Source organism: Microbacterium sp. LWS13-1.2 (assembly GCF_040144835.1).
Taxonomy (GTDB): Bacteria; Actinomycetota; Actinomycetes; order Actinomycetales; family Microbacteriaceae; genus Microbacterium.
In genome coordinates this window covers 973,060-998,832 of the sequence record NZ_CP151632.1, presented here as the reverse complement: position 1 = coordinate 998,832, position 25,773 = coordinate 973,060, and the positions used below count along the sequence as shown (strand labels likewise).

Here is a 25,773-nt window from a genome sequence, read left to right as displayed (position 1 = left end):
GGATGGCAAGCTCTCACCATAACCTCAGGTTCCGACATCCCATTCCCGATTCAGGGAACGTCGGCCGGCGTCGGGGCGACCGTGCGGATCAGCTGCCGGAGCGCCGCGGCTCCGTGTCGTCCCACCGCTCCGAGCCGATCGCGTCGGTCGGCTCGGCCTCGGGTTCGCGGTCCTCGAGGTTCTTCGGGAGCGGGTTGACGATCTCCTCGTGCGGGATGGCCTTGAGGGCGTCGATCTCCTCGCGCAGCTCGGCGAGGTCGCTGCCGTCGTGTTCGGGGGCGTCGGGAGTCGAGGTCATGGCACGAGCCTAGCGTCGGCGGCGCTCATTAGGCTGGCCATGTGAGCATGCGCGGCGGTGGGGGCGGAGGCGGGGGCGGGCACCCCGGCTTCCGGCCGGTCGACACCGACGCGCAGCGGCGGGCGAACGCCGAGGCGCCGGAGATCCCCGATCTGGGCAAGCGGGTCGTCGGGCTCTTCCGGCCGTACAAGTGGTCGATCGTCATCACCGGCTTCCTGGTCGTCGCGGGGGCGGGGATCGCCGTCATCCCGCCGCTGCTGGTGCAGCGGGTGTTCGACGACGCGCTGTTCCCGCTGGACGGATCGGCGCCCGACCTCGGGCTGCTGTGGAAGCTCGTGGTCGCCATGATCGCGCTGTTCCTGCTCTCGGCGGGGCTCGGGGTGGTCCAGACCTGGCTCACGTCCACCGTCGGCAACCGCGTCACGGGCGATCTGCGCGTGAAGCTGTTCGACCACCTGCAGTCGATGGAGCTCGGCTTCTTCACCCGCACCAAGACCGGCGTCATCCAGTCGCGCCTGCAGAACGACGTGGGCGGCGTCTCCGGCGTGCTGACGAACACCGTGACGAGCATCCTCGGCAACACCGTCACGGTCGTCGCCTCGCTCGTCGCCATGATCCTCATCGACTGGCGGCTGACCATCATCGCCGTCGTCCTCATGCCCGTCCTGGTGCTCGTGCAGCGCCGCGTCGGCCAGGTGCGGGCGCGCATCGCCGGCGAGACGCAGGAGTCGCTGTCGGAGTTGACGGCGATCACGCAGGAGACGCTGAGCGTCTCGGGCATCCTGCTGTCGAAGTCGTTCAACCGGCAGCGCACCGAGGCGACGCGCTACGCCGACGAGAACCTCAACCAGGTGCGCCTGCAGGTGCGGCGCGCGATGAGCGGCCAGGGCTTCTTCGCGGTCGTGCAGGTCATCATGGCGAGTGTCCCCGCGATCATCTACCTCGTCTCGGGGTATCTGATCGGCGGCGGGAGCGATGCCATCACCGCCGGCACGATCGTGGCGTTCACCACCGTGCAGGCGCGGCTGCTCATGCCGCTCATGGGCCTGATGCGCGTCTCGCTCGACCTGCAGACCTCGTCGGCGCTGTTCGCGCGCATCTTCGAGTACCTCGACCTCGTGCCGGCGATCCGCGACGACCCCGACGCCATCGACGTCGCGGAGGCGCCGGGCCCGCTCGGCCGCATCGAGTTCCGCGACGTCGTGTTCCGCTACCCGGATGCCGCCGCCGACAGCCGCGCGACGCTGCGCGGCGTCTCCTTCGTGGCGGAGCCCGGCCAGCACGTCGCCTTCGTGGGCCCGTCGGGCGCCGGCAAGACGACCGTCCTGTATCTGACGCCGCGCCTGTACGAGGCATCCGCCGGGTCCGTGCTCTTCGCCGGAGAGGACGTGCGCCGCCTCCAGCAGGAGTCGATCGTCGACAACGTGGGCATCGTCTCGCAGGAGACCTACTTGTTCCACGCCACCATCCGCGAGAACCTCCGCTACGCGAAGCCGGACGCAACGGATGCCGAGCTCGAGGAGGCCTGCCGCGCGGCCAACATCCATCACGTCATCGAGCGATTCGAGAACGGCTACGACACGGTCGTCGGCGAGCGCGGCTACCGGCTGTCGGGCGGCGAGAAGCAGCGCATCGCCATTGCGCGCGTGCTGCTGAAGGATCCGCCCGTGCTGCTCCTCGACGAGGCCACGTCGGCGCTCGACACCGTGTCGGAACGCGTCGTGCAGGAGGCGCTCGACGCCGCGGCCCGCGGCCGCACCACGCTGTCGATCGCCCACAGGCTGTCGACGGTGATCGCCGCCGACGTGATCCACGTGGTCGAGGCGGGGCGCATCGTCGAGTCGGGCACGCATGCGTCGCTGCTCGCCGCCGGCGGGCTCTACACCGAACTCGCGGCGCAACAGCTCGCGACCACCAAGATCCTCGAGGCGGAGGACGCCGAGCCTCCGGCGGACCACGCCGACCGCCGGGCCGACATCCCTCCGGACCTCGCCGTGGTCACGCCCGACGAGGTGCTCGCGTCCGGCCGGGCCGTCATCCGCGACGCGGACTGGGAGGAGGACTGAGGCCGGGTCCTCAGGCCGAGGTCACCACAGACGGGCTGCGGCGACGGCGGTCGCGGCCGGTTGCGGCAGTTCCGCACCGTCCGTGCGCGCCCAGAGCGCGCGTGCGAAGGCGCCGAGGTCGCGCCGATAGGCGTCGTCGACGTGGTCGCGCGCCAGGTCGACGAGGGGCGGCAGATCCATCGTGAGAATGAGCCGCACACGGGATGCCGCCGCCCGCGTCTGGCCGGCGGCATCCAGCACCGCGATGCCACCCGTCAGTGCGTCGAGGTAGTCGCGGAGCACCGGCAGCTCGCCCTTGTGCTGCGTGATGGACGAGCCGTCCGCCCGCTCGCGCCACTCGACGACGACGTCGGGGATGACGTCGAAGGCGCGCGCACGCGTGTACATCTGCTGCGCGACGACCTGGTCCTCGTAGGCCTTGCCGACGGGGAACCGCAGCCCGGTGCGGTGCCAGAGGTCGGTGCGGCTCACCTTCGACCACGCCACGATGTTGCCGGATGCCTCGGGGTGCTCGTCGAGCGTCGTCCCGAGACGCGTCGGGTCGGTGGCGGCCGCGACCCACGGCTGCACCATGCCGGCGGTGTAGGAGCCCGCGGTGTCGGGGCGCAGCCGCACGTACGCCCCGAGCGCGAAGTCGCTGCCGCTGGCGGTGAGGGTGCCGACGAGCCGCTCGAGCGCACGAGGGGTCAGGCGGTCGTCGGCGTCGAGGAAGCCGACGAACGGCGTGCGCACCAGCTCGAGCCCGCTGTTGCGGGCGGCGCCGAGGCCGCGCTGCGCCGGGTGGTGCACCACGCGGAACCGGTCGTCGTCCGCGGCCGCGGCGTCGAACAGGGCGCCGGTCTCATCGGTCGACGCGTCGTCGACGAGGATCGCCGTCCAGTCGGTCCGCGTCTGGGCACGGAGCGAGTCCAGCGCCTCGCCGGCGTAGGCCGCCACGTCGTAGCCGGGCACGATCACGGTCACGGCGGGGGTCACGTCCTGATCCTACGGTCGCCCGGGGGCACTGGGACCCGTCGTGCGGGCATTCGCGCCGCGGGGTGCGGAGGGATGCGGCGGTTCGAGGGCCGTCGGACCCTCTGCATTTCGCCATTGAACTTCCGGTTCACACAGCCTGCATCGTGTGTGTGAACCGGAAGTTCAATGGGGTGTGAGGGATGGTGTGTGCTGGGTCGATGGCGCAACTCCAGGCATCTCCTCTCTGATGCCGGCTCGGAGACCGTCGAATCCCATCTCAGGCCGGCTCGGAGGCCGTCGAACCAGCCTCGCGGGCGACCAGGTCACGGGCCGGCCACCGCGGCGACGGATGCCTCGACCGCGTCGGCGACGGCGTCCAGCGGTGCGTTCAGCCAGCGGGGGAACGTGAACCGCACGGCGGTCTGCGCGAGCTCGGGCCCGATGCCCATGGCGAGGAGCACGTGCGACGGCTCGTCGCTGCCCGCCGCGCACGCGGAACCGCTGGACGAGACGACGCCCCGCCGCTCCAGCTCGAGCAGGACGGCCTCTCCGCTGGTGCCGGCGAAGGTGAAGCTCGCGGTGCCGGCGAGCCGGTGCACGGGGTCGCCGGTAAGCCGCGCGGACGGCACGAGCTCGAGCACGCGGGCGATGAAGCGGTCGCGGATCGCGCCGACGCGGGCCGATGCCTCGACGCGCTCCGCTTCGGCGAGCTCCAGCGCGGCGGCGAACCCGACAGCGCCGGCGACGTCCTCCGTGCCACTGCGCCGGCCGCGCTCCTGGCCGCCGCCGTGCAGCAGCGGCTCGAGCGGGATCCGGCCGCGGATGCCGAGCACCCCGGTGCCCTTCGGTGCGCCGAGCTTGTGGCCGGCGAGGGATATCGCGTCGTAGCCGAGCTCCGCCGCCGACAGCGTCAGCCATCCGGCCGCCTGCACGGCGTCGAGGTGCAGCGGCACCCGTCGCTCGCGGAGGGCGGCCGCGAGGCCCGCGGCATCCTGGACCGTCCCGACCTCGTTGTTGGCGTACCCGAGGCTCACGAGAACCGTGTCGTCGCGCAGGCTCCGCGCCAGAGCATCCGCCGACACCCGGCCGTGCTCGTCGACGGGCGTGTACGTCGCCGCGAAGCCGTGCACCCTCTCGAGGTACGCGACCGACTCGAGCACCGACTCGTGCTCGATCGGCGTCGTGACCACGTGCGCGCGGCGCACGGCGCCCGCCGCACCGTCGCGGCGCAGGGCGGCCGCGATGGAGATGCCCTTGATCGCGAGGTTGTTGGCCTCGGTGCCGCCGGAGGTGAACACGACGTCGCCGGCGCGGAGTCCGAGCACCCGGGCGACGCGCGCGCGGGCGTCGGCCAGCGCATCGGCGGCCGCCTCGCCCACGGTGTGGTGGCTCGACGGGTTGCCGTACCAGCGGGTGAGATAGGGCATCATCGCCTCGAGCACCTCCGGGCGCACCGGGGTCGTGGCCGCATTGTCGAGGTAGAGCATGCTCATCGGGTGCCGGTCTCGTGGTTCAGGGGGCGTCGATCCGCACGTCGAGCCCCAGATCGAGCGCGCGGGCGGAGTGGGTCAGGGCGCCGACCGAGATCACGTCGACGCCCGTCTCGGCGATGGCGCGCACCGTCTCGAGCGACACGCCGCCCGACGCTTCGACCGTCGCGCGACCCGCGACCTGGGCGACGCCGGCGCGCAGGTCGTCCAGCGAGAAGTTGTCGAGCATGATCGTGCCGATCCCAGCGGCGAGCACGGGCTCGATCTGCTCGAGCCGGTCGACCTCGACCTCGATGTGCGTGGTGTGGGGGAGGAGGTCCTTCGCGGCGAGCAGCGCCGCCGTCGGCGAGACGCCCTTCTGGGCCAGCACTGCCAGGTGGTTGTCCTTCGCCATGACGGCGTCCGACAGCGAGTGACGGTGGTTGCGACCGCCGCCGTCGCGCACGGCCTTGCGCTCGAAGGCGCGCAGGCCCGGTGTGGTCTTGCGCGTGTCTGCGATGCGGGCGTCGGTGTGGGCCACCTCGCCGACGTAGGTGCCGGTGAGCGTCGCGATGCCCGACATCCGCTGGACGAAGTTGAGCCCGATGCGCTCGGCCGTGAGCACTCCGCGGGCGGCTCCGGTCACGACCGCGAGCACCGCGCCCGCCTCGAACCACTCGCCGTCCTCGACGACGAGCTGGACGTCGATGGCGGGATCGGTCAGGCGGAACGCGGCCTCGAACACCTCGCCCCCCGAGAACACGCCGCGTTCCCGCGACACCAGGTCGGCGCGGGCGACCGCGTTCTCGGGGATGAGCGCCTCGCTCGTGAGGTCGCCCCACGGCGCGTCCTCTTCGAGCGCGGCCGCGACCGTGCGGTCGATGATCGCCCGGGTCAGCATGCGACCGCCTCCTCGGCGACCGGAAGTGCCGAAATCCTGCGAAGTGCGGCGACCGACGTGACGGGAGCGGCCGTGACCGCTGCCGCGTGCGGATCCAGCGGAGTTGCGGCCGCAGGGTCGTCGGAGCGGAAGTGGGCACCGACGGACTCCCGGCGGGCGCGGGCCGCGGCGACGACCTGCGTGGCGAGGAGCAGCAGGTTCTCGTCCTCGAAGTCGTGCTCGGCAACCGGGGTGCGCAGTTGCGCGCGCCAGTGGGCGATGAGGGATGCCGCGTCCCCGAGTCCCTCCTCGTCGCGCACGAGGCCGGCGTGCTCCCACATGAGCTGCTGCAGCGCTCGCCGTGTGAACGGCGCCGCGGCAGAGCGAGCGCCGATGGTCTCGCTGCGTGCGTCGAACGGGGTGGTGTCCCCGTCGTCGAGCGAGGAGCGCGGCGACGAGACGACACGCCTCGGGCCGCTCCACGTCGCGGACGCCGCGTCGGCGGCGATCACGTCGCCGGCACGCGCGCCGAACACCGCGCCCTCGAGCAGCGAGTTCGACGCGAGGCGGTTCGCCCCGTGCACGCCGGTGCGGGCGACCTCGCCCACGGCGTAGAGACCCGGCAGGGACGTGCGGCCGAACAGGTCGGTGGCGATGCCGCCCATCAGATAGTGGGCGGCCGGCGTCACCGGGATCGGCTCGCGCGCCCAGTCGAGACCCCGCTCGCGCACGGCGCGGTCGATCGTCGGGAAGCGCCGCGCGAGGAACGCCGCGCGCTCGCCGGCGTCCGAGGAGTGGATGTGCGTCGCGTCGAGGAGCACCGGGCGTCCGCCCTGCGCCTCCATCTGCCCTGCGATCGCCCGGGCGACGACGTCACGAGGCGCCAGCTCGCCGTCGGGGTGGGCATCGAAGACGAACCGGCGCCCGTGCTCGTCGACCAGCGTCGCACCCTCGCCGCGCACGGCCTCCGACACCAGGAACGACTCGCCCACGGCCAGTACCGTCGGATGGAACTGGAAGAACTCGAGGTCGGCGACCTCGGCTCCCGCGCGGATCGCCGCGGCGATGCCGTCGCCCGTCGCCACCTCGGGGTTGGTCGAGTGCGCGTACAGCTCGCCGGCGCCGCCCGTCGCCAGCACGACCGCGTCCGCGTGGAGCGTCGCGCGGCGGCCGGGGGCGGCATCCGTCTCACCGATGAGCAGCTCCACCCCGGTGACCCGTCGAGCCCCCGCGGCGGGCGCGGCGACGTCGTCGAGCACGAGGCCCACCAGGAAGGCGTGCTCGATCACGGTCACGTCGCTCGCGCGCAGCCCGGCGACCAGCGCCTTCTCGATCGCCGTGCCGGTGGCGTCGCCGCCCGCGTGCAGGATGCGCGGATACGAGTGCGCGGCCTCGAGGCCCTTCACGAACCCGCCGGCGGTGTCGCGGTCGAACGCGACGCCGAGCGCGATGAGCTCGCGGATGCGGGCCGGGCCCTCGTCGACGAGCACCCGCACGGCGTCGGCGTCGCTGAGCCCGGCCCCTGCCACGAGCGTGTCGCGCACGTGGTCCTCGACCCGGTCGTCGTCGAACATGACGCCGGCGATCCCGCCCTGCGCGTAGCGGGTGTTGGCGTGCTCGAGCACGTCTTTGGTGACGAGCGTCACGCGGCAGCCGTGCTCGACGGCGTGCAGCGCGGTCAGCAGTCCGGCGATCCCCGAGCCGACGACGATCGCGCGGGGCTCTGCCGCGGGCACGGTCATGACGCGTTCTCCCAGGCGGCCGCGGGCGCTGCCGGGGGCTTGGCCGCCAGCATCCGCTCCAGTGCCAGGCGCGCCGGGTCGGCGACGTCCTGCGGCACGGTGATGCGGTTGCGCACCTCGCCGTCGACGAGCCCCTCGAGCACCCACGCGAGGTACCCCGGGTGGATGCGGTACATCGTCGAGCACGGGCACACCACCGGGTCGAGGCAGAAGATCTCGTGCTGGGGGTGCTCGGCCGCGAGGCGCTGCACGAGGTTCACCTCGGTGCCGATCGCGAACACGCTGGGCTCGGTGGCTGCCTCGATCGCCTTGCGGATGTAGTCGGTCGAGCCGGACTCGTCGGCGGCGTCCACAACGTCCATCGGGCACTCGGGGTGCACGATGACCCGCACGCCGGGGTGCTCGGCCCGCGCCTTCTCGATCTGCTCGACCGAGAAGCGGCGGTGCACCGAGCAGAAGCCGTGCCACAGGATGACGCGAGCGTCCTCGATGGCGTCGACGGATGCCCCGCCCAGCGGCTTGCGCGGATTCCACATCGGCATCTGCTCGAGCGGCACGCCCATCGCCTTCGCGGTGTTGCGGCCGAGGTGCTGGTCGGGGAAGAAGAGCACGCGGCGGCCGCGCTGGAACGCCCACTCGAGCACGGTCCGCGCGTTGGACGACGTGCAGACGATGCCGCCGTGCCGGCCGACGAAGCCCTTGATCGCGGCAGAGGAGTTCATGTAGGTGACCGGGATGACGGGCACGAGGCCGTCCGCGTCCACGGCATCCATGTCGCCGTACACCTCGGCGAGCTGCTCCCAGCAGTCCTCGACCTGGTCGATGTCTGCCATGTCGGCCATCGAGCAGCCGGCGGCGAGGTTCGGCAGGATCACGGCCTGCTCGGGGCGCGACAGCAGATCGGCGGTCTCGGCCATGAAGTGGACGCCGCAGAACACGATGGCCTCGGCATCCGGGTGCTCCAGCGCCGCGTTCGCGAGCTGGAACGAGTCACCCACGTAGTCGGCGTGCACGATGACCTCTTCGCGCTGGTAGAAGTGGCCGAGCACCACGACCCGGTCGCCGAGGGTGGCCTTGGCGATGCGGATGCGTTCGGCGAGCTCCGGCTCGGACGCCTCGCGGTACGCGCGGGGCAGCTCGCCCTGGCGCGGGGACCCCGTGGGGATGACGTCGCCCATCGACGAGCCCGGACCGTAGCCGGGGCGCGTGTCGAAGTCCCACGGGCCGGCGGCGAGATCGGTGTTGCAGGTCTCGCCGGTCGACGCGCCCGCGATGATCGCCTGGATCGCGTGATCGACGGAGGCATCGAGCTCGGGTCGAGGGTTGAGGGTGATGCTGACGGCAGGCATGTCGGGCGCTCCGTTCGGGTGGGGTCAGTCGCGGGCGTCGAGCGGGCCGCGGTCGGCGAGCTCGACATCCTGGTTGTAGCGGTACAGGCGCGCCGGGCGGTGGCTGCCGGTGCGGAAGCGGTCGGTGGGGATGAGGGTGCCGGAGTTCTCCACCTGGCGGCGGAAGTTCGCCGGGTCCAGCCGCCGGCCGAGGATCGCCTCGTACACCTCTCGCAGATCCGCCAGCGTGAACTCGTCGGCGAGGAGGCCGTGTGCGATGCGGCTGTAGCCGACCTTGTTGCGCAGGCGCCACAGCGCGTACTCGACGATCTCGTTGTGATCGAAGGCGAGCGAGGGCAGTGACGCGGCGTCGAACCACGAGACGTTCTCGACGGTGCTGTCGGTGATCTCGTCCCCGCGCAGCAGCGCCCAGTACACGATCGAGACGACGCGGGTGGGAGAGCGATCGACGGCGCCGAACGCGTACAGCTGCTCGAGATAGCTCGGCGCGAGTCCGGTCGTCTCGCCGAGGGTGCGGGACGCCGCAGCGGCGAGCCCCTCCGTCGCGTCGAGCCAGCCGCCCGGAAGCGCCCACTGCCCCTCGTGCGGATCCCGCGTGCGGCGCACGAGCGGGAGCACGACCTGGACCGCGTCGCTGCCGGGCAGGCGGCGCAGCGTGAAGATCACGGTCGACACCGCCACGCGGATCGCGTCGGCGGGGGAGAGGGCGTTAGGAGCTGTTCTGGTCATAGTGACTCTAACTGTCGGAATCGATCATAGTGTCATGACGACCAGAAGCCAAACCGGGACCGTAACCGACGCGTGCGACTCGGCCTTCGCGTGAACCGTTGCGAAGACGTGACGCGCCGACGGGCTCGGAGGGATGCGAAGCGGCGGGAATGTTTGTTAGGTTTACGTTCAAACATTTGTTAGGGCTCAGTACTTAATGAATGCCCCGGGTGCCCTCGCACTCCTCCCTGCAATGCCGCACGAGAGAAAGAACCAACGATGATTCGAAACGCGAAGCGCCGAGCGGCGCTCATCGCCGTAGCCGGGACAGCTATCCTCGGCATCGGCCTGTCGGGCTGCGCCGGTGGTGGCGGCGACGACAGCGGTGATTCCGAAGGACGCACCCTCAGGGTCTGGGCCGGCAGCCAGACTCCCATCGAGGCCAACTTCAACCCCTTCTCGCCGAGCGTGCTGCACGCCGCACTCGGTCCGATCTACGAGCCGCTGTTCTTCTACAACAAGACGGCCGACGAGGCGCCTGCACCGATGCTCGGCGAGAGCTTCGAGTACAACGAGGGCGGCACCGTCATCACGGTGAAGCTCAAGGACGGCGTGAAGTGGAACGACGGCGAGGACTTCACCGCCGACGACGCCGCGTTCACGTTCAACTACGAGCCGAACCACCGCGACGGTCTCGTCTCGGCCGAGGCGACCGACGACACGACCGTCGTGCTCACCTACGAGACGCCCCAGTTCACCAACGAGTTCCAGATCCTCGGGACCACCTGGATGCTGCCCGAGCACATCTGGTCGGAGGTCGAGGACTACACCACCTTCACCGACGAGGAGCCGGTCGGCACCGGTCCGTACGTCGTCGACAAGGTGACGGATGCCTCTTACACCGTCGTCGCGAACGACGAGTTCCGCGACGAGGGCGTGCCCGCGATCAAGAAGGTGCAGTACATCGGCATCGACGCGAACCAGTCGGCGCAGGACCTGCTCACCGCCGGCGAGCTCGACTGGACCGGGATGTTCGTGCCGAACCCCGACTCGGTGACCTCCAACGGCGTGATCAGCATGCTGAACACGCCGCAGGACCCGACGGTGCTGTACACCTGCTCCAACGCGGACCTCGGCTGCACCGGTCCGCAGACCGACGTGGCCGTCCGCCAGGCGCTCAACGTCGCGATCGACCGCGGCACGATCAAGGAGAAGGCGTTCGTCGGCCTGACCGGCGACATCTCGCCCACCTTCGCGCTGCTGCCGCGTGACCAGAAGTGGGTCGCCGACCCGGCGAACGAGGTCAGCCCGCAGTCGCCCGACTCGGCGGCCGCCGGTGAGATCCTCGAGGCCGCCGGCTACGCGAAGGGCGGCGACGGCTTCTACGCGAAGGACGGCGCGCCGCTCGAGCTGAGCCTCGTCTCGGTCGACGGCTGGACCGACTACAACGACGCCGCGAAGCTCATCTCTGAGCAGGCTGCCGAGGCCGGCATCAAGGTCAACGCCTCGACGGTGCAGTGGCAGGAGTTCTCGGACGCCCGCCAGACCGGTCAGTACCAGCTCATCATGGGTGGCGTCATCGGCACCTCGGTCGCCGACCCCTTCCAGATCTACAAGGACTGGTTCATCGGTGAGTCGACGTCGCAGGTCGGTCAGGAGGTTCCCGCCGGTCGCTGGAACTTCAGCCGCTACGACAACGCGATCGTGAACGAGGCCGTCGCCGCGGCCGCCGCCACGAATGACGAGGCTGTCAAGCAGGAGGCGTACGCCGCTGTGCAGGCCGAGATCGTGCGCGACCTGCCCTACATCCCGCTGGTCATCAACGCCACCCAGACGTTCTTCAACACGAAGGACTTCACGGGCTGGCCGACCGAGGACGACCTGTACGCCTTCCCGCCCGCCTGGGGCTCGGTCGCGTCCGGCTACGTCCTCCAGCACCTGGAGCCGGTGAAGTAATGCAGAACCGGGCAGAAGCCGCGGCACGGAGGAGCGGGCCGCAATGAAGTTCTATGCGCGGCGGATCGCGTTCTACGTGGTGACACTGTGGGCGACGATCTCCCTCAACTTCCTCCTGCCGAGGCTTCTGCCCGGTGACCCCGCCGACATCCTCCTCGCGAAGATGCAGCGGGCGGGCGGCGAGCTCACCGAGACCACCGTCCGCAACATCAAGGCCCTGCTCGGCGGCGACTCGTCGTCGATGTGGGAGCAGTACGTCGCGTACTGGGGCCGGATGCTCCAGGGCGACCTGGGCGTCTCGGTCACGAAGTACCCGACCCCGGTGACCGAGCTCATCGCCGCCGCCCTGCCATGGACGGTGATCCTGGTGGGCCTCGCCACCGTGATCTCGTTCGTGCTCGGCGTCGGGATCGGCGCCTGGGTGGGCTGGCGGCGAGGCACCTGGGTGGACCACCTCGTGCCCTTCACGACCGTGCTGCAGTCGATCCCGTACTTCTGGCTGGCACTGGTGCTGGTCGCGATCTTCTCGGTCGCGCTCGGCGTCTTCCCGATCTTCGGCGGATACGACGTGTGGGCGTTCCCCGACGGCCCGGAGTGGAGCTGGGAGTTCATCGGCAGCGCGATCTATCACGGGTTCCTCCCGGCCCTCACGATCGTGCTGAGCTCGGTCGGCGGCTGGCTGCTCGGCATGCGCAACATGATGGTGTCGACCGTGTCGGAGGACTACATCGTCACGGCCGAGGCCAAGGGACTGAAGCCGATGCGCATCCTCCGCACATATGCCACGCGCAACGCGGCGATCCCGTCCATCGCGGGCTTCAGCATCTCGCTCGGCTTCGTCGTGGCCGGCTCCATCGTGATGGAACAAGTGTTCACCTACCCCGGGATCGGCAAGCTCATGATCCAGTCCGTGCAGAACAGCGACTACGCGCTGATGCAGGGCGTGTTCCTCGTGATCACGGTCGCGGTGCTCGCGGCGAACTTCATCATGGACATCGTCTACGGATTCATCGACCCGAGAGCGCGTCACAATGTCTGAGAGGGTCGAAGTGACCGAACCGCCGACCGTCGATCTCGAGCGCGCCCCCGAGACGCTCTCCGACCGCACCATCGACCCCGCCATCGTCGCTCCCGGCGCGCTCATGACGCCGCCCGTCGATGCCGAGGTCTTCGCGGCCCGAGACGAGGCATCCGCCGCTCGGCGCGGCATCCGCCAGCTGCTCCCGCGGATGTCGCTCAAGCTCGCCCTCGGCCTCCTCATCGTCGTCGGGATCGTGCTGTTCGGCATCCTGGGGCCGCTGTTCTGCCAGGATCCGATGGACTCCGACAACCCGGCGCTGTCGCCGCCGAGCCCGGAACACCTCCTCGGCACGACCAAGCTCGGCTACGACGTCCTGGCCCAGCTCGCGTGGGGCACACGAGGGTCGCTCATGGTGGGCATCACCGCGGGCCTCATCGCGCTCGTCCTGTCGATCGTCTTCGGCATCATCGCCGGCTACAAGGGCGGCTGGTGGGACGAGATCCTGTCGCTGTTCACCAACATCATGCTCGTCATCCCCGGCCTTCCCCTCGTCATGGTGATCGCCACCTATATCCCGGGGCGGAGCTGGATGCTGGTGGCCGTCGTGCTCGGCATCACCGGGTGGGCGGGCTCGGCGGTGGTCCTCCGGGCGCAGGCGCGCTCGCTGCGGTCACGCGACTACGTCGCCGCCAGCCGTGTGGCGGGGGAGAAGACGGTGCGCATCATCCGCGTCGAGATCCTGCCCAACCTGCTGCCCCTCCTGGCAGCGCAATTCCTCTTCGCGATCATCTTCGCCATCCTCGGCGAAGCCGGTCTGTCGTACCTCGGACTCGGACCCACCGGATCGATCACGTGGGGCACGATGCTCAACGACGCGCAGACGGGTCAGGCGCTCGGAACCGGCGCCTGGTGGTGGTTCGTCCCGCCCGGCCTCATGATCGCGCTGCTCGGCGCCGGGCTGTCGCTGATCAACTTCTCGATCGACGAGATCATCAACCCGAAGCTCCGGCTCGCCCCGGAGAACGCGCGGCGCGTGCGCCGGGCCAAGCGCGCCGGACGCGGTGTCGAGTCGATCCGCACCACGAACGGAGTCGAGGCATGAACCGCGATGCCGTCCTCACGGCGAGGAACGTGTCGATCGAGTACGAGGTCGACCCGCCGGTGAAGGCGGTGCGCGACGTGTCGCTCACATTGCACCGAGGGGAGATCCTGGGACTCGCCGGCGAATCGGGCTGCGGCAAGTCCACCCTCGCGTACGGGGTCAACCGGCTTCTGAAGCCGCCGGCGCTGATGACGTCCGGCGAGATCGTGTTCCACGACCGCTCCGGCGAGGACATCGACGTCGTGGGGCTCGCCGACGAGGAGCTGCGCCGCTTCCGGTGGGACAAGGTGTCGATGGTCTTCCAGGGCGCGATGAACTCGCTCAACCCGGTCATCAACGTCCGTGCCCAGCTGTTCGACGTGTTCACGACGCACCGGCCGGAGATGTCCAAGCGCGAGAAGCAGCAGCGCAGCGAGGAGCTCCTGGAGCTCGTGGGCGTCGACCCGAAGCGCCTGTCGAGCTTCCCGCACGAGCTGTCGGGCGGCATGCGGCAGCGCGTCATGATCGCGATCGCGCTCGCGCTCGACCCGCAGGTCATGATCATGGACGAGCCGACCACCGCGCTCGATGTGGTGGTGCAGCGCGGCATCATCCGCGAGATCATGCGCCTGCGCGAGCGGCTCGGGTTCGCCGTGATCTTCATCACGCACGACCTGCCCATGCTGATCGAGATCAGCGACCGCATCGCCGTCATGCTGCAGGGCGGGATCGTCGAGCTCGGCACCGCCACCGAGATCTACCGCGACCCGCAGCACGAGTACACCAGGAAGCTGCTGTCGAGCTTCCCGAGCCTGCGCGGCGACCGGGGCGACTTCGTGCGCACCGGCACGCAGCCGGTCTCGGCGACGCTGGGCTCGGCCGCGGGCGCCGGCCCGCTCGAAGGAGGACCCGCATGAGCGCCCAGCCAGCCACCGCGCGCGGACAGCGCACTCTCGACGCCCGCAACCTCGTCAAGGACTTCCGGCTCCGCAGCGGACTGAGCTTCTCCACCCTGCACGCGGTGAAGGACGTCTCGTTCACGCTCGAGGCAGGCCGCACGATCGCGCTGGTGGGGGAGTCCGGTTCGGGCAAGTCCACGATCGCGAAGATGCTCGCCCGCCTCGAGACTCCGACGAGCGGGCAGATCCTGCTGGACGGCAAGCCGGCCGGCAACCGCAGCCGCGAGGTCGCGGCCTACCGCGGCGACGTGCAGATGGTGTTCCAGGACCCGTTCGCGTCGCTGAACCCGTTCCACTCGATCGAGCATCACCTGGAGCGCCCGCTGCGCATCCACAATCCCGGGATGGGCAAGGCGGAGGTGCGCCGGCGCGTGCTCGAGCTGCTCGACCGCGTGCGCCTCACACCGACCGACAAGATGGCCGAGCGCCGCCCGCACGAGCTGTCGGGCGGTCAGCGCCAGCGCGTCGCGATCGCGAGGGCGCTCGCGCCCGGGGCGCAGTTCATCATCGCCGACGAGCCGGTGTCGATGCTCGACGTGTCGATCCGTCTCGGCGTGCTCAACCTGCTCGCGCAGTTGCAGCGCGAGGACCATCTGGGCGTGCTCTACATCACCCACGACCTCGCGACCGCCCGGCACTTCTCCGACGACATCCTGGTGATGTATCGCGGTGACATCGTCGAGCGCGGGCCCGCCGATACGGTCATCCTCGACCCGCAGCACGACTACACGCGGACGCTGCTGGGTGCCGCTCCCGACCCCGAGAACCAGGGGATGCTGCGCGACGAGGTGCGCCGGGAGCTGGCGGCGAGGCGGCCCTGACGCATCGCTCCACCTCCGCTTCCCCGACACGCCGGGGAACGGGGGTCGGGGTCGTTCTCCCAGGCAGGGTGCGTAGCCTGTCGAGACGGGTCCTGACGGCGGAAGGAGTGGGGATGATCGTCGTCGACGTGCTGATCGTCCTCCTCCTCGTGGCCGCCTGCATCGGCGGTGTCCAGCGCGGCTTCTTCGCCAGCATCGGCACGCTCGCCGGGCTCGCCGCGGGCGCGTTCGCGGCCTACTGGCTGACGCCGCTGGTGAGCACATGGGTGCCCTCGCCCGTCTGGCGCGGCCCCGCCGTGATCGCCACCGCGATCGGACTCGTCTTCGCCGGCGCCGCGATCGGCGCCGCCATCGGCTCGGCGCTGCGCTCCGGCGCGGACCGGCTCAAGCTCCGCGGCATCGAGCGCTTCCTCGGCGGCATCGCCTCCGTGCTCGCCGCCATCCTCGCCCTCGCGTTCGTCGCTCCGGCGATCGCCGGCGCCGGCATCCCCATCGTGTCGTCCGCCGTCGCCTCGTCGAGCATCCTGCGCGGGATCGAGGCGGCCACGCCCGACCCCGTCGCCGCGGCGCTGGCGCAGCTGCGCGGCGCGGTATTGGAGGACAGCCTGCCGGGCCTCGGCCAGCTGCTCGGCCCCGCGACGGTGGATCCCGCGCCCCCGGTGGCGCTGGACGATCCGGAGCTGCAGCGGGCCGCGGCATCCGTCGCCCGCGTGTCGGGCAACGCGTACGCCTGCGGGCGCGGATCGGCCGGCAGCGGATTCGTCATCGCGGAGGACCGTGTCGTCACGAACGCCCACGTCGTCGCCGGCGTCGACACCCCGATCGTCGAGCTGCCGGGCGTGGCGGCACGCGAGGGACGCGTCGTGTACTTCGATCCGGTCGACGACCTCGCGGTGATCGCGGTGGACGACCTGGGTGCCGACGTCCTGCCGTTCTCGCCGACGCTCGCGCCCGGTGACGCGGCCGCGGTGCAGGGCTATCCCTACGGCGGCCCGTTCACGATGGTCCCGGCCGGTGTGGAGTCGGTGGGCAGCGCGAACGTGCCCGACGTCTACGACGGGTCGTGGAACCCGCGGGAGATCTACGCCCTCGATGCCGTTGTGCGGCCCGGCAACTCGGGCGGTCCGCTGCTCACCGACGAGGGAGCCGTGGCCGGTGTGGTCTTCGCCCGCGCGGAGAACGACGAGAACCTCGGCTACGCGATGACGATGGCCGAGCTCGACCCGGTGGCGGCGCGCGCACCGTCGCTCTCGAACACCGTGTCGACCGGTTCCTGCGTCGGCTGACCACCACGACCGCTATGCTTGCTGCGCAAGTCAATACGGCCCATCACCCGGGCGGGAGAGCCTCGGCAGCGCGATCGCCGAGCACCGAAGGAGCAAGCCTCCCCGCCAATCTCTCAGGTACCGCGTACCGTTCGGGCAGGCCGACTCTGGAAAGCGATTTCGAGCGAAGCTCGCAGATCCGCCGACGGTGAAAGCAGGATGTCCCGCATCCAGCGAAGCTCTCAGGCCCATGACAGAGGGGGAGTTCACAGACGTCGATCGGCGTCTGCCCGTCCGCGACCGGGAGAACTCATGACAGAACTCCGTACGACTGCCTTGCATGACCGCCACGAGGCGCTCGGCGCCTCCTTCACCGACTTCGGCGGCTGGCTCATGCCGGTGCGCTACAGCTCCGACCTCGCGGAGCACCACGCGGTGCGCACGGCCGCAGGCCTCTTCGACATCTCGCATATGGCCGAGTTCCTGGTAGAAGGACCGGAGGCGGGGGCGTTCCTGGACTACGCGCTCGCCGGACGACTGTCGGCGATGACCGACGACCAGGCGAAGTACAGCCTGGTGCTGGATGCCGACGGCGGGATCATCGACGACGTCATCGTCTATCGCCACAACCCCGAGCGCCTCATGGTCGTGGCGAACGCGGGTAACCGCGCAGCCGTCGCGGAGGCGTTCGCAGAGCGCTCGCAGTCGTTCGATGTCGACATCGACGACGCGACCGACCACATCGCGCTCGTCGCGGTGCAGGGCCCGGCATCGCAGGAGATCCTCCAGGCGACCCCCGGGATCGTCGACCTCTCGGCTGCGCTCGGCGACCTCAAGTACTACCGCATGGCGCACGCGCGGTTCGCAGCGCCGGGCGAGGAGCCCGTGCCGATGCATGTCGGCCGCACCGGCTACACCGGCGAGGACGGGTTCGAGCTGTACATCAGAGCGTCCTCCGCACCGGCCCTCTGGGACGCCCTGTTGGCCGCCGGCGAACCGCTCGGACTGGTTCCCGCAGGCCTCGCCGCGCGCGACACGCTGCGCCTGGAGGCCGGGATGCCGCTCTACGGCCACGAGCTCTCGCGCGACATCGTGCCCGCCCAGGCCGGCCTCGGCCGCGTCGTGGCGGTCGACAAGGACGATTTCGTCGGCAAGTCCGGCCTCGCGGCGGTCGTGACGCCCGATGCTCCCGTGCTCGTCGGCCTCGCCTGTGAGGGCCGGCGCGCGGGTCGTGCCGGCTACGCCGTGTTCGACGCGACCGACGCGGAGACCCCGGTCGGCGAGATCACCAGCGGTGCGCTCAGCCCGACCCTCGGGCATCCCATCGCCATGGCCTTCGTCCCGCCGGCCGCGAGCGCGCCCGGCACCACGCTCTTCATCGACGTGCGGGGCACCCGCATCCCCGCGACCGTGACCGACCTGCCCTTCTACCGGAGGAACAAATGACCGACCTCACCGCCCTCAAGTACACGGCCGAGCACGAGTGGATCGCCCTCGACGGAGACGTCGCGACCGTCGGCATCACCGCGTACGCGGCCGACAAGCTCGGCGACGTCGTGTTCGTCGAGCTGCCCGCCGTGGGCAGCACGGTGACCGCGGCCACCGTCGTCGGCGAGATCGAATCCACCAAGTCCGTCGGCGAGCTCTACGCGCCGCTGACCGGCGAGGTCCTCGAGATCAACGAGGCGGTGGTGGACGACCCGTCGCTCGTGAACGCCGATCCGTTCGGCGCCGGCTGGCTCGTCAAGCTGACTGTCGACCCGGCGGCGGTCGCCGACCTGCTCGACCGCGACGCGTACATCTCGCTCACGGGCGGCGCCGAATGACGGGTCTGTTCGTCGATCGTCATATCGGGACGGATGCCGCGGCCCAGCGCATGATGCTCGACGCCCTGGGCTACGACAGCGTCGACGCGCTCGTGCAGGCGGCGGTGCCGGCATCCATCCATGCAAAGGCGCGCCCGACGAGCGACATCCCGCCGGCGGCGACGGAGGCCGAGGCGCTCGCCGAGCTGCGGATGCTGGCCTCGCAGAACCGCGCGGCCCGGCCGATGATCGGCCTCGGCTACGCCGACACGATCACCCCGTCGGTGATCGCGCGCAACGTTCTCGAGAACCCGTCCTGGTACACCGCGTACACGCCGTACCAGCCCGAGATCTCGCAGGGGCGCCTGGAGGCGCTCATCAACTTCCAGACGATGGTGACCGACCTCACGGGCCTCGCGACCGCGAACGCGTCGATGCTCGACGAGTCGACCGCGGTCGTCGAGGGCATGCTCGTCGCGCGCCGGGGCTCGAAGTCGCCGTCGAACGTCTTCGTCGTCGACACCGACACGATGCCGCAGACGAAGGCGCTCCTCGCCCATCGCGCGGCGGCGGTCGGCATCGAGCTCGTGGAGCTCGACCTCGCCCACGGCGCGCTGCTCGAGAACGCGGTTGGTGAGCCCCTCCAGCCGTTCGGCGTGCTGATCCAGTACCCGGGCGCCTCGGGCAACGTGTGGGACCCGGCAGGCGTCGTCGACGCGGCGCACCTGACGGGCGCGCTCGTCGTCGTGGCCGCCGACCTGCTCGCACTCACCCTGCTGCGCTCGCCCGGTTCGTTCGGGGCCGACGTCGCGGTGGGGACGACGCAGCGCTTCGGCGTGCCCCTGGGCTTCGGCGGCCCTCACGCCGGCTACATGGCGGTGCGCCAGGGTCTGGAGCGCCAGCTGCCCGGCCGCCTCGTGGGCGTCTCGCAGGATGCCGCGGGACACCCCGCGTACCGCCTGGCGCTGCAGACCCGCGAGCAGCACATCCGCCGCGAGAAGGCGACGTCGAACATCTGCACGTCGCAGGTGCTGCTGGCCGTCATGGCCTCCATGTACGCGGTGTACCACGGCCCCGACGGACTGCGCGCGATCGCAACCGACGTGGCGAAGAAGACCGAGGCGCTCGCCGCCAGGCTGCGCTCGTACGGCCTGTCGCTGCGCTCCGACGCGTTCTTCGACACCATCCGGGTCGCGACACCGGGTGCATCACGACGGGTGATCGAGCGCGCCCGCTCGCGCGGCTACCAGCTGTTCTGGGCGGACGACGCGACGGTCGGGGTGTCGGTCGACGAGACCACCACCGCCGATGATCTCGCTGCCGTGGCGTGGGCCTTCGGACTGCCCGAGGACGAGTTCCTCGGAGCGGGCGAGCAGGGAGAGCGCAGGCTTCCGTACGCGGATGCCGAGCCCCTCGCCGGCGTGCCCTCGGGGCTGCACCGCGTCGAGGAGTTCCTCACGCACCCGGTGTTCAACACGCACCGGTCCGAGACGGCGATGATGCGCTACCTCAAGCAGCTCTCCGACCGGGACTACGCGCTGGACCGCGGCATGATCCCGCTGGGCTCGTGCACCATGAAGCTCAACGCCGCCACCGAGATGGCGGCGGTGTCGTGGCCGGAGTTCTCGCGCGTGCACCCGTTCGCGCCCGAGGCCGACGTGCACGGCTACCTCGCGCTCATCGAGCAGCTCGAGGTGTGGCTCGCCGAGGTCACCGGGTACGACGCGGTGTCGCTGCAGCCCAACGCCGGCTCGCAGGGCGAGCTCGCGGGGCTCATGGCGATCCGCGGCTACCACCGCGCCAACGGCGACCAGGAACGCACGGTGTGCCTCATCCCGTCCTCGGCGCACGGCACCAATGCCGCCTCGGCCGTCCTGGCCGGCATGCGCGTCGTCGTGGTCGCGTGCGACGACGCCGGCAACGTCGACCTCGACGACCTGCGGGCGAAGATCGCAGCGCACGCCGACGAGCTCGCGGCGCTGATGATCACTTACCCGTCGACGCACGGCGTGTACGAGCACGACGTGCTCGAGATCACGCAGGCCGTGCACGACGCGGGCGGCCAGGTGTACATCGACGGCGCGAACCTCAACGCGCTCCTCGGCTACGCCCGGTTCGGCGATCTGGGCGGCGACGTCTCGCACCTCAACCTGCACAAGACGTTCGCGATCCCGCACGGCGGCGGCGGTCCGGGCGTCGGCCCGGTCGCGGCCAAGGCGCACCTGGCTCCCTACCTGCCGAGCCACCCGTTCTCGCAGCGCAGGGACCACGCGGGCGGCGTCTTCGACGGCGGACCGATCTCGGCCGCGCCGCACGGCTCCGCCGGCATCCTGCCGATCTCGTGGGCGTACGTGCGGATGATGGGCGCCGAGGGGCTGCGCGACGCGACCGCCGCTGCCGTGCTCGCGGCGAACTACATCGCCGTGCGCCTGCGCGAGCACTACCCGGTGCTCTACACCGGCGAGGACGGCCTCGTCGCGCACGAGTGCATCCTCGACCTGCGGCCGCTGCGCGAGGCGACCGGGATCACGGTCGACGACGTCGCCAAGCGGCTCATCGACTACGGCTTCCACGCTCCGACGATGTCGTTCCCAGTCGCAGGCACGCTCATGGTCGAGCCGACCGAGTCGGAGGACCTCGGCGAGATCGAGCGCTTCATCGAGGCCATGATCGCGATAAAGGCCGAAGCCGACCGGGTCGCCGCGGGGGAGTGGCCCGCCGACGACAACCCGCTGGTGAACGCCCCCCACACGGCCGAGTCGGTCGTGGCCGGCGAGTGGAGCCATCCGTACTCGCGCGAGACCGCCGTGTACCCCGTGCACACGCTCGTCCGCACCAAGTACTGGCCGCCGGTGCGCCGCATCGACCAGGCCTACGGCGACCGCAACCTCGTGTGCGCGTGCCCGCCGATCGAGGCCTTCGCCTGACACGACGCCTGAGCGACGGGATGCCGGTGCCCCCGGCATCCCGCTCGTTCCCGTCTCCGGGCGGCGCGCCGTCGGCCGGTGGTCGAGCGCCCAGGGCCCTGGCCTCATTTCCGCGAGACCCCATCGGGCGGACGAGACCCTGGGTGAACCCCACGGTCTCGTCCGCCCACTGTTGTCTCGCGGAGGCGGGGGGCTCGCGCGGACCCGCCTGGTGCGGGTGATGGCCCGCGGCGCGGCCGATGCGGCGGCGCGGCGTGGCCGATGCGGCGGCGCGGCGTGGCCGATGCGGCAGCGCGGCGAGACCCCAGCGGGCGGACGAGACCCTGGGTGAACCCCGCGGTCTCGTCCGCCCACTGTTGTCTCGCGGAGGAGGGGGCTAACGCGGGTCGGTCGGGTGCGGGGCGCGTCCGACCAGTACACGGCGCATGGACATCAACGCGGCGGAGTTCTCGGGAGCGGTGGCACGGAGTCCGGCGCCGTGGAGGAGAGTACGCAGCGGTGTGAACGTCGTCGTATCCTGCCATCCCCAGTGGGCGACGGCTCGCAGATGCCCGCGAAGTCGGGCATCTCGCGATCGCTGCTGCTTCAGGAGCGTGGCCGCATCGCCGAACCGGCCGTCGAACTTGAAGTCCCCGTCAGCCTCCCCAGCGAGGGATGCCTCTTCCCACACGAAGTCGACGCGGTCCACCTCGTCCGGTTGGGTGACGAAAGTCTTCTGGAGCTCGGGCGCGGAAAAGCCCAGCCACTCGATCACGCCGCGGCTCACGGATTCGAACGCTGTCTCCGCGAGCGAGGTGGCGCGCGACAGCGGCCATCGTGCGATGTCACGGCCACGGCTGGACGAACGCGTCGCGTTGATGCGCGCCAACTCCTCGCGCGAGACCGTGTCGTCGCGTCGCAGCATCGCATCCGCCACCGCGAGCCCGATGGCGGGATGGCGCGCGCGAGCCACGTCGACGGCTGCCTCCGCCGGAGCGGAGACGGCGATCCCGCTGATCAGCACGAGTGCGCGGTGGTCCGTTGTGGTGTGGGTGCGCACACCCGAGACCAGCCTGGATGCGCCCGTCGCCGGTGCGAGGACATGGACGACGCCGGGGTTGCCGAAGACCGGACCGCCGTGCAGCGCGACAGCAGACTCGTGGGAGGGGACGAGATCGGGATGCAGCAGAAGCGCAGCGTGCACCTGCGCCAGGTACCTCGTCCACGGCGGCAGCGATCGCCACTCCTCCGCTGGTGCGTACACCCCGCGCCGAACCTTGACCAGGTCGTTCCGGGCCACCGCGCGTTCGGGATGAGGGACGTCGTCGACGCGCAACAGCGAGATCGGCGATGGCTGGAGTGTCAGCGCGGACGTGAGCAGCGGCATCCGTCGACTCTGTCGGGCCGCGGCAGCCGCGGCGAAGATCTCCGAGCCGTTCGTGGACGAACCCCGAAACCTCCGGTCTGTGGAGGAGCCGCGCGCCGGCCGGTGTTCCTGCGCACAGCGCCCCACGCTGCGCGCCCGGCGCGGTTTGACGAGACCCCAGTGGGCCGACGAGACCCTGGGTGAACCCCACGGTCTCGTCCACCCACTGGGGTCTCGCCGAGAAAGGGCGGCGCGCACCCCTCGCCGAGACAGGGCGGCGCGCTGACCGGCTACGCCGCGGCGGACGCGGACGGCGTCGGAGTCGGGGTCGGCGACGGCGTCGGGATCGGGGCGAAGACGCCGGGCCACAGCGCCGCGGCGAGGGGGTAGCCGACGAAGGCGACGATGTCGAGCAGGGTGTGCGCGACGACGAGGGGCATGACGCGCCCCCACCGGCGGTAGCACCAGCCGAACACCAGGCCCATGACAAAGTTGCCGACGATCGCTCCGATGCCCTGGTAGGCGTGGTACGCGCCGCGCAGGGCCGCGGTGGTCAGGATGATCGACCAGTCGTTCCAGCCGAGCCGGCGCAGCCGGTCGAACAGGTAGCCGATGAAGATGACCTCCTCGGTCAGCCCCGCGCGCAGCGCCGACAGCACGAGCAGCGGCACCGTCCACCACGCCGCGTCGAGGGGCGAGGCCACGACCGCGACCGTGATCCCCAGAGCTCGTCCGGCTGCGTAGAGCGCCAGCCCCGGCAGGCCGATGACGGCGGCGAGCAGGATGCCGCGGCCGAGGTCGCCGGCGAATCGAGTGAAGTCGAGGCCGATGCGCCGCAGCGCGTTGCTCCCGGGCTCCCACAGCAGGTACACCACGAGCGCGACGAGGGCGAGCGCGAAGAAGACGGAGAGCAGCTGGTAGGTCACGTCCCAGAACGCCTGCACATCGCGTGACGGATTCACCTGGGTCTGCTGCTGACCCAGGGGGACCGGTGCGAGGAGCTTGCGAACGAGCGAGAGGACCGAGTAGAGCGCCGACTGACCGACCGTGATCGCCAGGACGATCCAGACCTCCCAGGTCAGGCGGCGGCGCTCGAACGCATCGGGGGCAGCAAGCGTAGTGGAATCCCTCCGGTCCGTGGGTCGGTTCGGCGGCGTCATCTTGTCAGATTGTCACACTCCGCGTCGATTGAGTTAAGGCTCTGTAACGTTTTCCCCGATCGTTTTGACCATCTCACCACCGATGCTTATCGTTTTCCCATCCGCGCGCCCGTCCGGTTCTCTCCGTACTCGCGCGCATTACCCTGCACAGGAGGAGACACAGTGTCTGACAAGACGACGTGGCGCATGCGCGCACTCGGAGTCGCGGCGGGCGTCGGCGTGACCGCATTGGTCCTTGCCGGCTGCTCGACGACCCCGCCGGAGTCGGAGGAGCCCACGGCCACCGACACCGCGGTGACCGTTGCTGAGACGAACGAGTTCACGGGTACGAACTCGAACAGCGACAACGGCAACCTCGACATCAACGGCAAGATCGACTACCTCACCAAGTCCACGTTCTACTACGTCAGCGACAGCTACGAGGTCGTTCCGGACGAGTCGTTCGGCACGATGGAGGTCGTCAGCGAGGACCCCCTCCAGGTCAAGTACACCCTCAACGACGGGCTCGAGTGGTCCGACGGTGAGCCCATCACCACCGACGACCTCGTCTTCGGATGGGCTGCCACGTCGGGCGTCTTCGACGACGCCACGCTCGACCCGGAGTCGGGTGAGGCCGTGAGCGGCACGAAGTACTTCGCGTACGCGGGCAGCACGGAGGGTCTCAAGACCTCCACGATCACCGAGGTCGCCGACGACAAGCTCTCGCTCACGCTCGAGTACGACGAGCCCTTCGTCGACTGGAACATCCAGGACCTCATGGACCAGCCGGTCCACGTCGTCTCCGAGAAGGCGGGCGTCGACCAGGCCGAGCTCATCGACACGATCCTGACGAGCCCGCGCGGTGACGTTGCTGCTCCGGCGCCGGTCAACGAGACGCTCAAGGCTGCTGCCGACTTCTGGAACTCGGGCTTCGACATGACGTCGCTGCCGGAGGACCCGTCGCTGTACCTGGCGAGCGGCCCGTGGATCATCGACTCGTACGAGCCCACGCAGTCGATGACGCTCAAGCTCAACGAGAGCTACACGGGTGACCTCAAGCCGCAGTTCTCGGAGCTCGTCATCCGCTTCATCGGTGACGCGCAGGCCCAGGTCACGGCCCTCCAGAACGGCGAGGTCGACATCATCGCCCCGCAGGCGAGCGGTGACACGCTGACCGCGCTCGAGGCGATCGACGGTGCCACGGTGATCCAGGGCGACCAGCTCGCGTACGACCACCTCGACCTGACGTTCGCCGGCCCGCTGGCCGAGCAGAACGTCCGTGAGGCCTTCCTCAAGACGATCCCGCGTCAGCAGCTCGTCGACACGCTGATCAAGCCGATCAACCCCGAGGCCGAGGTCCTCAACTCGCAGCTGTTCATCCCGGCGCAGTCGTCCTACGAGGACGCTGTCTCGAGCAACGGCTCCGACGCGTACGCCGAGGTCGACATCGAGGGTGCCAAGGAGCTCCTCGCCGGTGCGACCCCGACGATCCGCCTCATGTACAACATCAACAACCCGAACCGCGTTGCCGCGTTCGAGGCCATCCAGGCCTCGGCTGCTGAGGCCGGCTTCGTGATCGAGGATGTGGGCCGTGAGGACTGGAGCGCGCAGCTCGGTTCGGACATCTACGACGCGGTCATCTTCGGCTGGATCTCGCCCGGTGTCGGCAACGGCACCGTCCCGCAGATCTTCGCCAGCTTCGGTGGCAGCAACTTCAACAAGTACGCCAACGACACGGTCGACGAGATCGCCCGTGAGATCCCGGTGACGCTCGACACCGACACCATCGATGAGCTCACGGTCCAGGCCGACGCCGAGCTGTTCGGCGACGCCTACGGTCTGCCGCTGTGGCAGAGCCCGGGCCTGGAGGCGCACGCAGACAACATCGAGGGCCTCACCTACATGGGCAACCAGACCGGTGTGTTCTGGAACTTCTGGGAGTGGACGGTCGCCGAGTAATTCGGTGATCAGCTGAAACACCACGCCAT

The 25,773-nt window shown here is 70.3% G+C and carries 20 protein-coding genes and 2 riboswitches; of the genes, 11 read left to right on the top strand and 9 right to left on the bottom strand.

Annotation, left to right across the window (positions count from 1 at the left end; genetic code table 11):
- Positions 1-88: 88 nt before the first annotated feature.
- Positions 89-298 carry a hypothetical protein gene (locus tag MRBLWS13_RS04820; protein WP_308869513.1) on the bottom strand — a complete coding sequence of 70 codons (210 nt, stop codon included), beginning with the start codon at positions 296-298 and terminating at the stop codon, positions 89-91.
- 47 nt (positions 299-345) lie between these two features.
- On the opposite strand from MRBLWS13_RS04820, the gene MRBLWS13_RS04815 reads away from it, so the two are divergent.
- A complete protein-coding gene (locus MRBLWS13_RS04815; protein ID WP_349428987.1) occupies positions 346-2,364 on the top strand; it encodes an ABC transporter ATP-binding protein in 2,019 nt (672 codons plus the stop codon).
- 21 nt (positions 2,365-2,385) lie between these two features.
- On the opposite strand, the gene MRBLWS13_RS04810 is transcribed toward MRBLWS13_RS04815, so the two are convergent.
- The 6 genes from MRBLWS13_RS04810 to MRBLWS13_RS04785 form a co-directional block, all read right to left on the bottom strand.
- A complete protein-coding gene (locus MRBLWS13_RS04810; protein ID WP_349427897.1) occupies positions 2,386-3,339 on the bottom strand; it encodes a glycosyltransferase family 2 protein in 954 nt (317 codons plus the stop codon).
- Positions 3,340-3,641: 302 nt separating this feature from the next.
- On the bottom strand, positions 3,642-4,805 hold the full coding sequence (locus tag MRBLWS13_RS04805; RefSeq protein WP_349428986.1) for a cysteine desulfurase family protein: 1,164 nt from the start codon (positions 4,803-4,805) through the stop codon (positions 3,642-3,644).
- A gap of 25 nt (positions 4,806-4,830) precedes the next feature.
- Entirely contained in the window at positions 4,831-5,688 is an 858-nt protein-coding gene (gene nadC / locus MRBLWS13_RS04800) for a carboxylating nicotinate-nucleotide diphosphorylase (protein WP_349427896.1), read from the bottom strand.
- Positions 5,682-7,409, bottom strand: a complete 1,728-nt coding sequence (gene nadB / locus MRBLWS13_RS04795) for an L-aspartate oxidase (RefSeq protein WP_349427895.1) — start codon at positions 7,407-7,409, stop codon at positions 5,682-5,684. Before nadB ends, nadC begins: the two co-directional genes overlap by 7 nt.
- Positions 7,406-8,758 (bottom strand): quinolinate synthase NadA, encoded by a 1,353-nt coding sequence (nadA, locus tag MRBLWS13_RS04790; protein WP_349427894.1) that lies wholly within the window; start codon positions 8,756-8,758, stop codon positions 7,406-7,408. Before nadA ends, nadB begins: the two co-directional genes overlap by 4 nt.
- A gap of 24 nt (positions 8,759-8,782) precedes the next feature.
- Positions 8,783-9,487, bottom strand: a complete 705-nt coding sequence (locus MRBLWS13_RS04785) for an NUDIX domain-containing protein (protein ID WP_349427893.1) — start codon at positions 9,485-9,487, stop codon at positions 8,783-8,785.
- Between the two features lie 258 nt (positions 9,488-9,745).
- Here MRBLWS13_RS04785 and MRBLWS13_RS04780 point away from each other — a divergent pair, with 258 nt between their 5' ends.
- From MRBLWS13_RS04780 to gcvP, 9 genes are all read left to right on the top strand, one after another.
- Positions 9,746-11,422 carry an ABC transporter substrate-binding protein gene (locus MRBLWS13_RS04780; RefSeq protein ID WP_349427892.1) on the top strand — a complete coding sequence of 559 codons (1,677 nt, stop codon included), beginning with the start codon at positions 9,746-9,748 and terminating at the stop codon, positions 11,420-11,422.
- Positions 11,423-11,465: 43 nt separating this feature from the next.
- Complete coding sequence (locus tag MRBLWS13_RS04775) at positions 11,466-12,461, top strand: ABC transporter permease (RefSeq protein WP_349427891.1); 996 nt, start codon at positions 11,466-11,468, stop codon at positions 12,459-12,461.
- A gap of 103 nt (positions 12,462-12,564) precedes the next feature.
- Positions 12,565-13,545 (top strand): ABC transporter permease, encoded by a 981-nt coding sequence (locus MRBLWS13_RS04770; RefSeq protein WP_349428985.1) that lies wholly within the window; start codon positions 12,565-12,567, stop codon positions 13,543-13,545.
- A complete protein-coding gene (locus MRBLWS13_RS04765; RefSeq protein ID WP_349427890.1) occupies positions 13,542-14,441 on the top strand; it encodes an ABC transporter ATP-binding protein in 900 nt (299 codons plus the stop codon). Before MRBLWS13_RS04770 ends, MRBLWS13_RS04765 begins: the two co-directional genes overlap by 4 nt.
- Positions 14,438-15,304 (top strand): ATP-binding cassette domain-containing protein, encoded by an 867-nt coding sequence (locus MRBLWS13_RS04760; RefSeq protein WP_349427889.1) that lies wholly within the window; start codon positions 14,438-14,440, stop codon positions 15,302-15,304. The genes MRBLWS13_RS04765 and MRBLWS13_RS04760 overlap by 4 nt, the downstream gene beginning before the upstream one ends.
- 113 nt (positions 15,305-15,417) lie before the next feature.
- Positions 15,418-16,590 carry a MarP family serine protease gene (locus MRBLWS13_RS04755; protein WP_349427888.1) on the top strand — a complete coding sequence of 391 codons (1,173 nt, stop codon included), beginning with the start codon at positions 15,418-15,420 and terminating at the stop codon, positions 16,588-16,590.
- 42 nt (positions 16,591-16,632) lie between these two features.
- A riboswitch (glycine riboswitch) is annotated at positions 16,633-16,730 on the top strand.
- A riboswitch (glycine riboswitch) is annotated at positions 16,731-16,836 on the top strand.
- Positions 16,837-16,881: 45 nt separating this feature from the next.
- The gene (gene gcvT / locus MRBLWS13_RS04750) at positions 16,882-18,015 is read left to right on the top strand and encodes a glycine cleavage system aminomethyltransferase GcvT (RefSeq protein ID WP_349427887.1); all 1,134 of its coding nucleotides are present in this window, start codon (positions 16,882-16,884) and stop codon (positions 18,013-18,015) included.
- On the top strand, positions 18,012-18,395 hold the full coding sequence (gene gcvH / locus MRBLWS13_RS04745; protein ID WP_349427886.1) for a glycine cleavage system protein GcvH: 384 nt from the start codon (positions 18,012-18,014) through the stop codon (positions 18,393-18,395). Before gcvT ends, gcvH begins: the two co-directional genes overlap by 4 nt.
- Positions 18,392-21,301, top strand: coding sequence for an aminomethyl-transferring glycine dehydrogenase (gene gcvP, locus MRBLWS13_RS04740; RefSeq protein WP_349427885.1), 2,910 nt, complete (start codon positions 18,392-18,394; stop codon positions 21,299-21,301). The genes gcvH and gcvP overlap by 4 nt, the downstream gene beginning before the upstream one ends.
- Positions 21,302-21,677: 376 nt before the next feature.
- Here the strand turns inward: gcvP and MRBLWS13_RS04735 are convergent, their stop codons facing one another.
- A complete protein-coding gene (locus MRBLWS13_RS04735; RefSeq protein ID WP_349427884.1) occupies positions 21,678-22,667 on the bottom strand; it encodes a hypothetical protein in 990 nt (329 codons plus the stop codon).
- A 269-nt stretch (positions 22,668-22,936) separates the two neighbouring features.
- Positions 22,937-23,806, bottom strand: a complete 870-nt coding sequence (locus tag MRBLWS13_RS04730) for a CPBP family intramembrane glutamic endopeptidase (protein ID WP_349427883.1) — start codon at positions 23,804-23,806, stop codon at positions 22,937-22,939.
- A 162-nt stretch (positions 23,807-23,968) separates the two neighbouring features.
- Between MRBLWS13_RS04730 and MRBLWS13_RS04725 the strand changes: the two genes are divergently transcribed.
- Entirely contained in the window at positions 23,969-25,744 is a 1,776-nt protein-coding gene (locus MRBLWS13_RS04725) for an ABC transporter family substrate-binding protein (protein ID WP_349427882.1), read from the top strand.
- The last annotated feature ends 29 nt before the right edge of the window (positions 25,745-25,773 follow it).

Excerpts from the sequence above, each read along its gene's own strand:
- MRBLWS13_RS04820 (WP_308869513.1), bottom strand. The coding sequence starts at position 298 with ATGACCTCGACTCCCGACGCCCCCGAACACGACGGCAGCGACCTCGCC.
- MRBLWS13_RS04815 (WP_349428987.1), top strand. The coding sequence starts at position 346 with ATGCGCGGCGGTGGGGGCGGAGGCGGGGGCGGGCACCCCGGCTTCCGG.
- MRBLWS13_RS04805 (WP_349428986.1), bottom strand. The coding sequence starts at position 4,805 with ATGCTCTACCTCGACAATGCGGCCACGACCCCGGTGCGCCCGGAGGTG.
- nadC (WP_349427896.1), bottom strand. The coding sequence starts at position 5,688 with ATGCTGACCCGGGCGATCATCGACCGCACGGTCGCGGCCGCGCTCGAA.
- nadB (WP_349427895.1), bottom strand. The coding sequence starts at position 7,409 with ATGACCGTGCCCGCGGCAGAGCCCCGCGCGATCGTCGTCGGCTCGGGG.
- nadA (WP_349427894.1), bottom strand. The coding sequence starts at position 8,758 with ATGCCTGCCGTCAGCATCACCCTCAACCCTCGACCCGAGCTCGATGCC.
- MRBLWS13_RS04785 (WP_349427893.1), bottom strand. The coding sequence starts at position 9,487 with ATGACCAGAACAGCTCCTAACGCCCTCTCCCCCGCCGACGCGATCCGC.
- MRBLWS13_RS04780 (WP_349427892.1), top strand. The coding sequence starts at position 9,746 with ATGATTCGAAACGCGAAGCGCCGAGCGGCGCTCATCGCCGTAGCCGGG.
- MRBLWS13_RS04775 (WP_349427891.1), top strand. The coding sequence starts at position 11,466 with ATGAAGTTCTATGCGCGGCGGATCGCGTTCTACGTGGTGACACTGTGG.
- MRBLWS13_RS04770 (WP_349428985.1), top strand. The coding sequence starts at position 12,565 with ATGACGCCGCCCGTCGATGCCGAGGTCTTCGCGGCCCGAGACGAGGCA.
- MRBLWS13_RS04765 (WP_349427890.1), top strand. The coding sequence starts at position 13,542 with ATGAACCGCGATGCCGTCCTCACGGCGAGGAACGTGTCGATCGAGTAC.
- MRBLWS13_RS04760 (WP_349427889.1), top strand. The coding sequence starts at position 14,438 with ATGAGCGCCCAGCCAGCCACCGCGCGCGGACAGCGCACTCTCGACGCC.
- MRBLWS13_RS04755 (WP_349427888.1), top strand. The coding sequence starts at position 15,418 with ATGATCGTCGTCGACGTGCTGATCGTCCTCCTCCTCGTGGCCGCCTGC.
- gcvT (WP_349427887.1), top strand. The coding sequence starts at position 16,882 with ATGACAGAACTCCGTACGACTGCCTTGCATGACCGCCACGAGGCGCTC.
- gcvH (WP_349427886.1), top strand. The coding sequence starts at position 18,012 with ATGACCGACCTCACCGCCCTCAAGTACACGGCCGAGCACGAGTGGATC.
- gcvP (WP_349427885.1), top strand. The coding sequence starts at position 18,392 with ATGACGGGTCTGTTCGTCGATCGTCATATCGGGACGGATGCCGCGGCC.
- MRBLWS13_RS04735 (WP_349427884.1), bottom strand. The coding sequence starts at position 22,667 with ATGCCGCTGCTCACGTCCGCGCTGACACTCCAGCCATCGCCGATCTCG.
- MRBLWS13_RS04730 (WP_349427883.1), bottom strand. The coding sequence starts at position 23,806 with ATGACGCCGCCGAACCGACCCACGGACCGGAGGGATTCCACTACGCTT.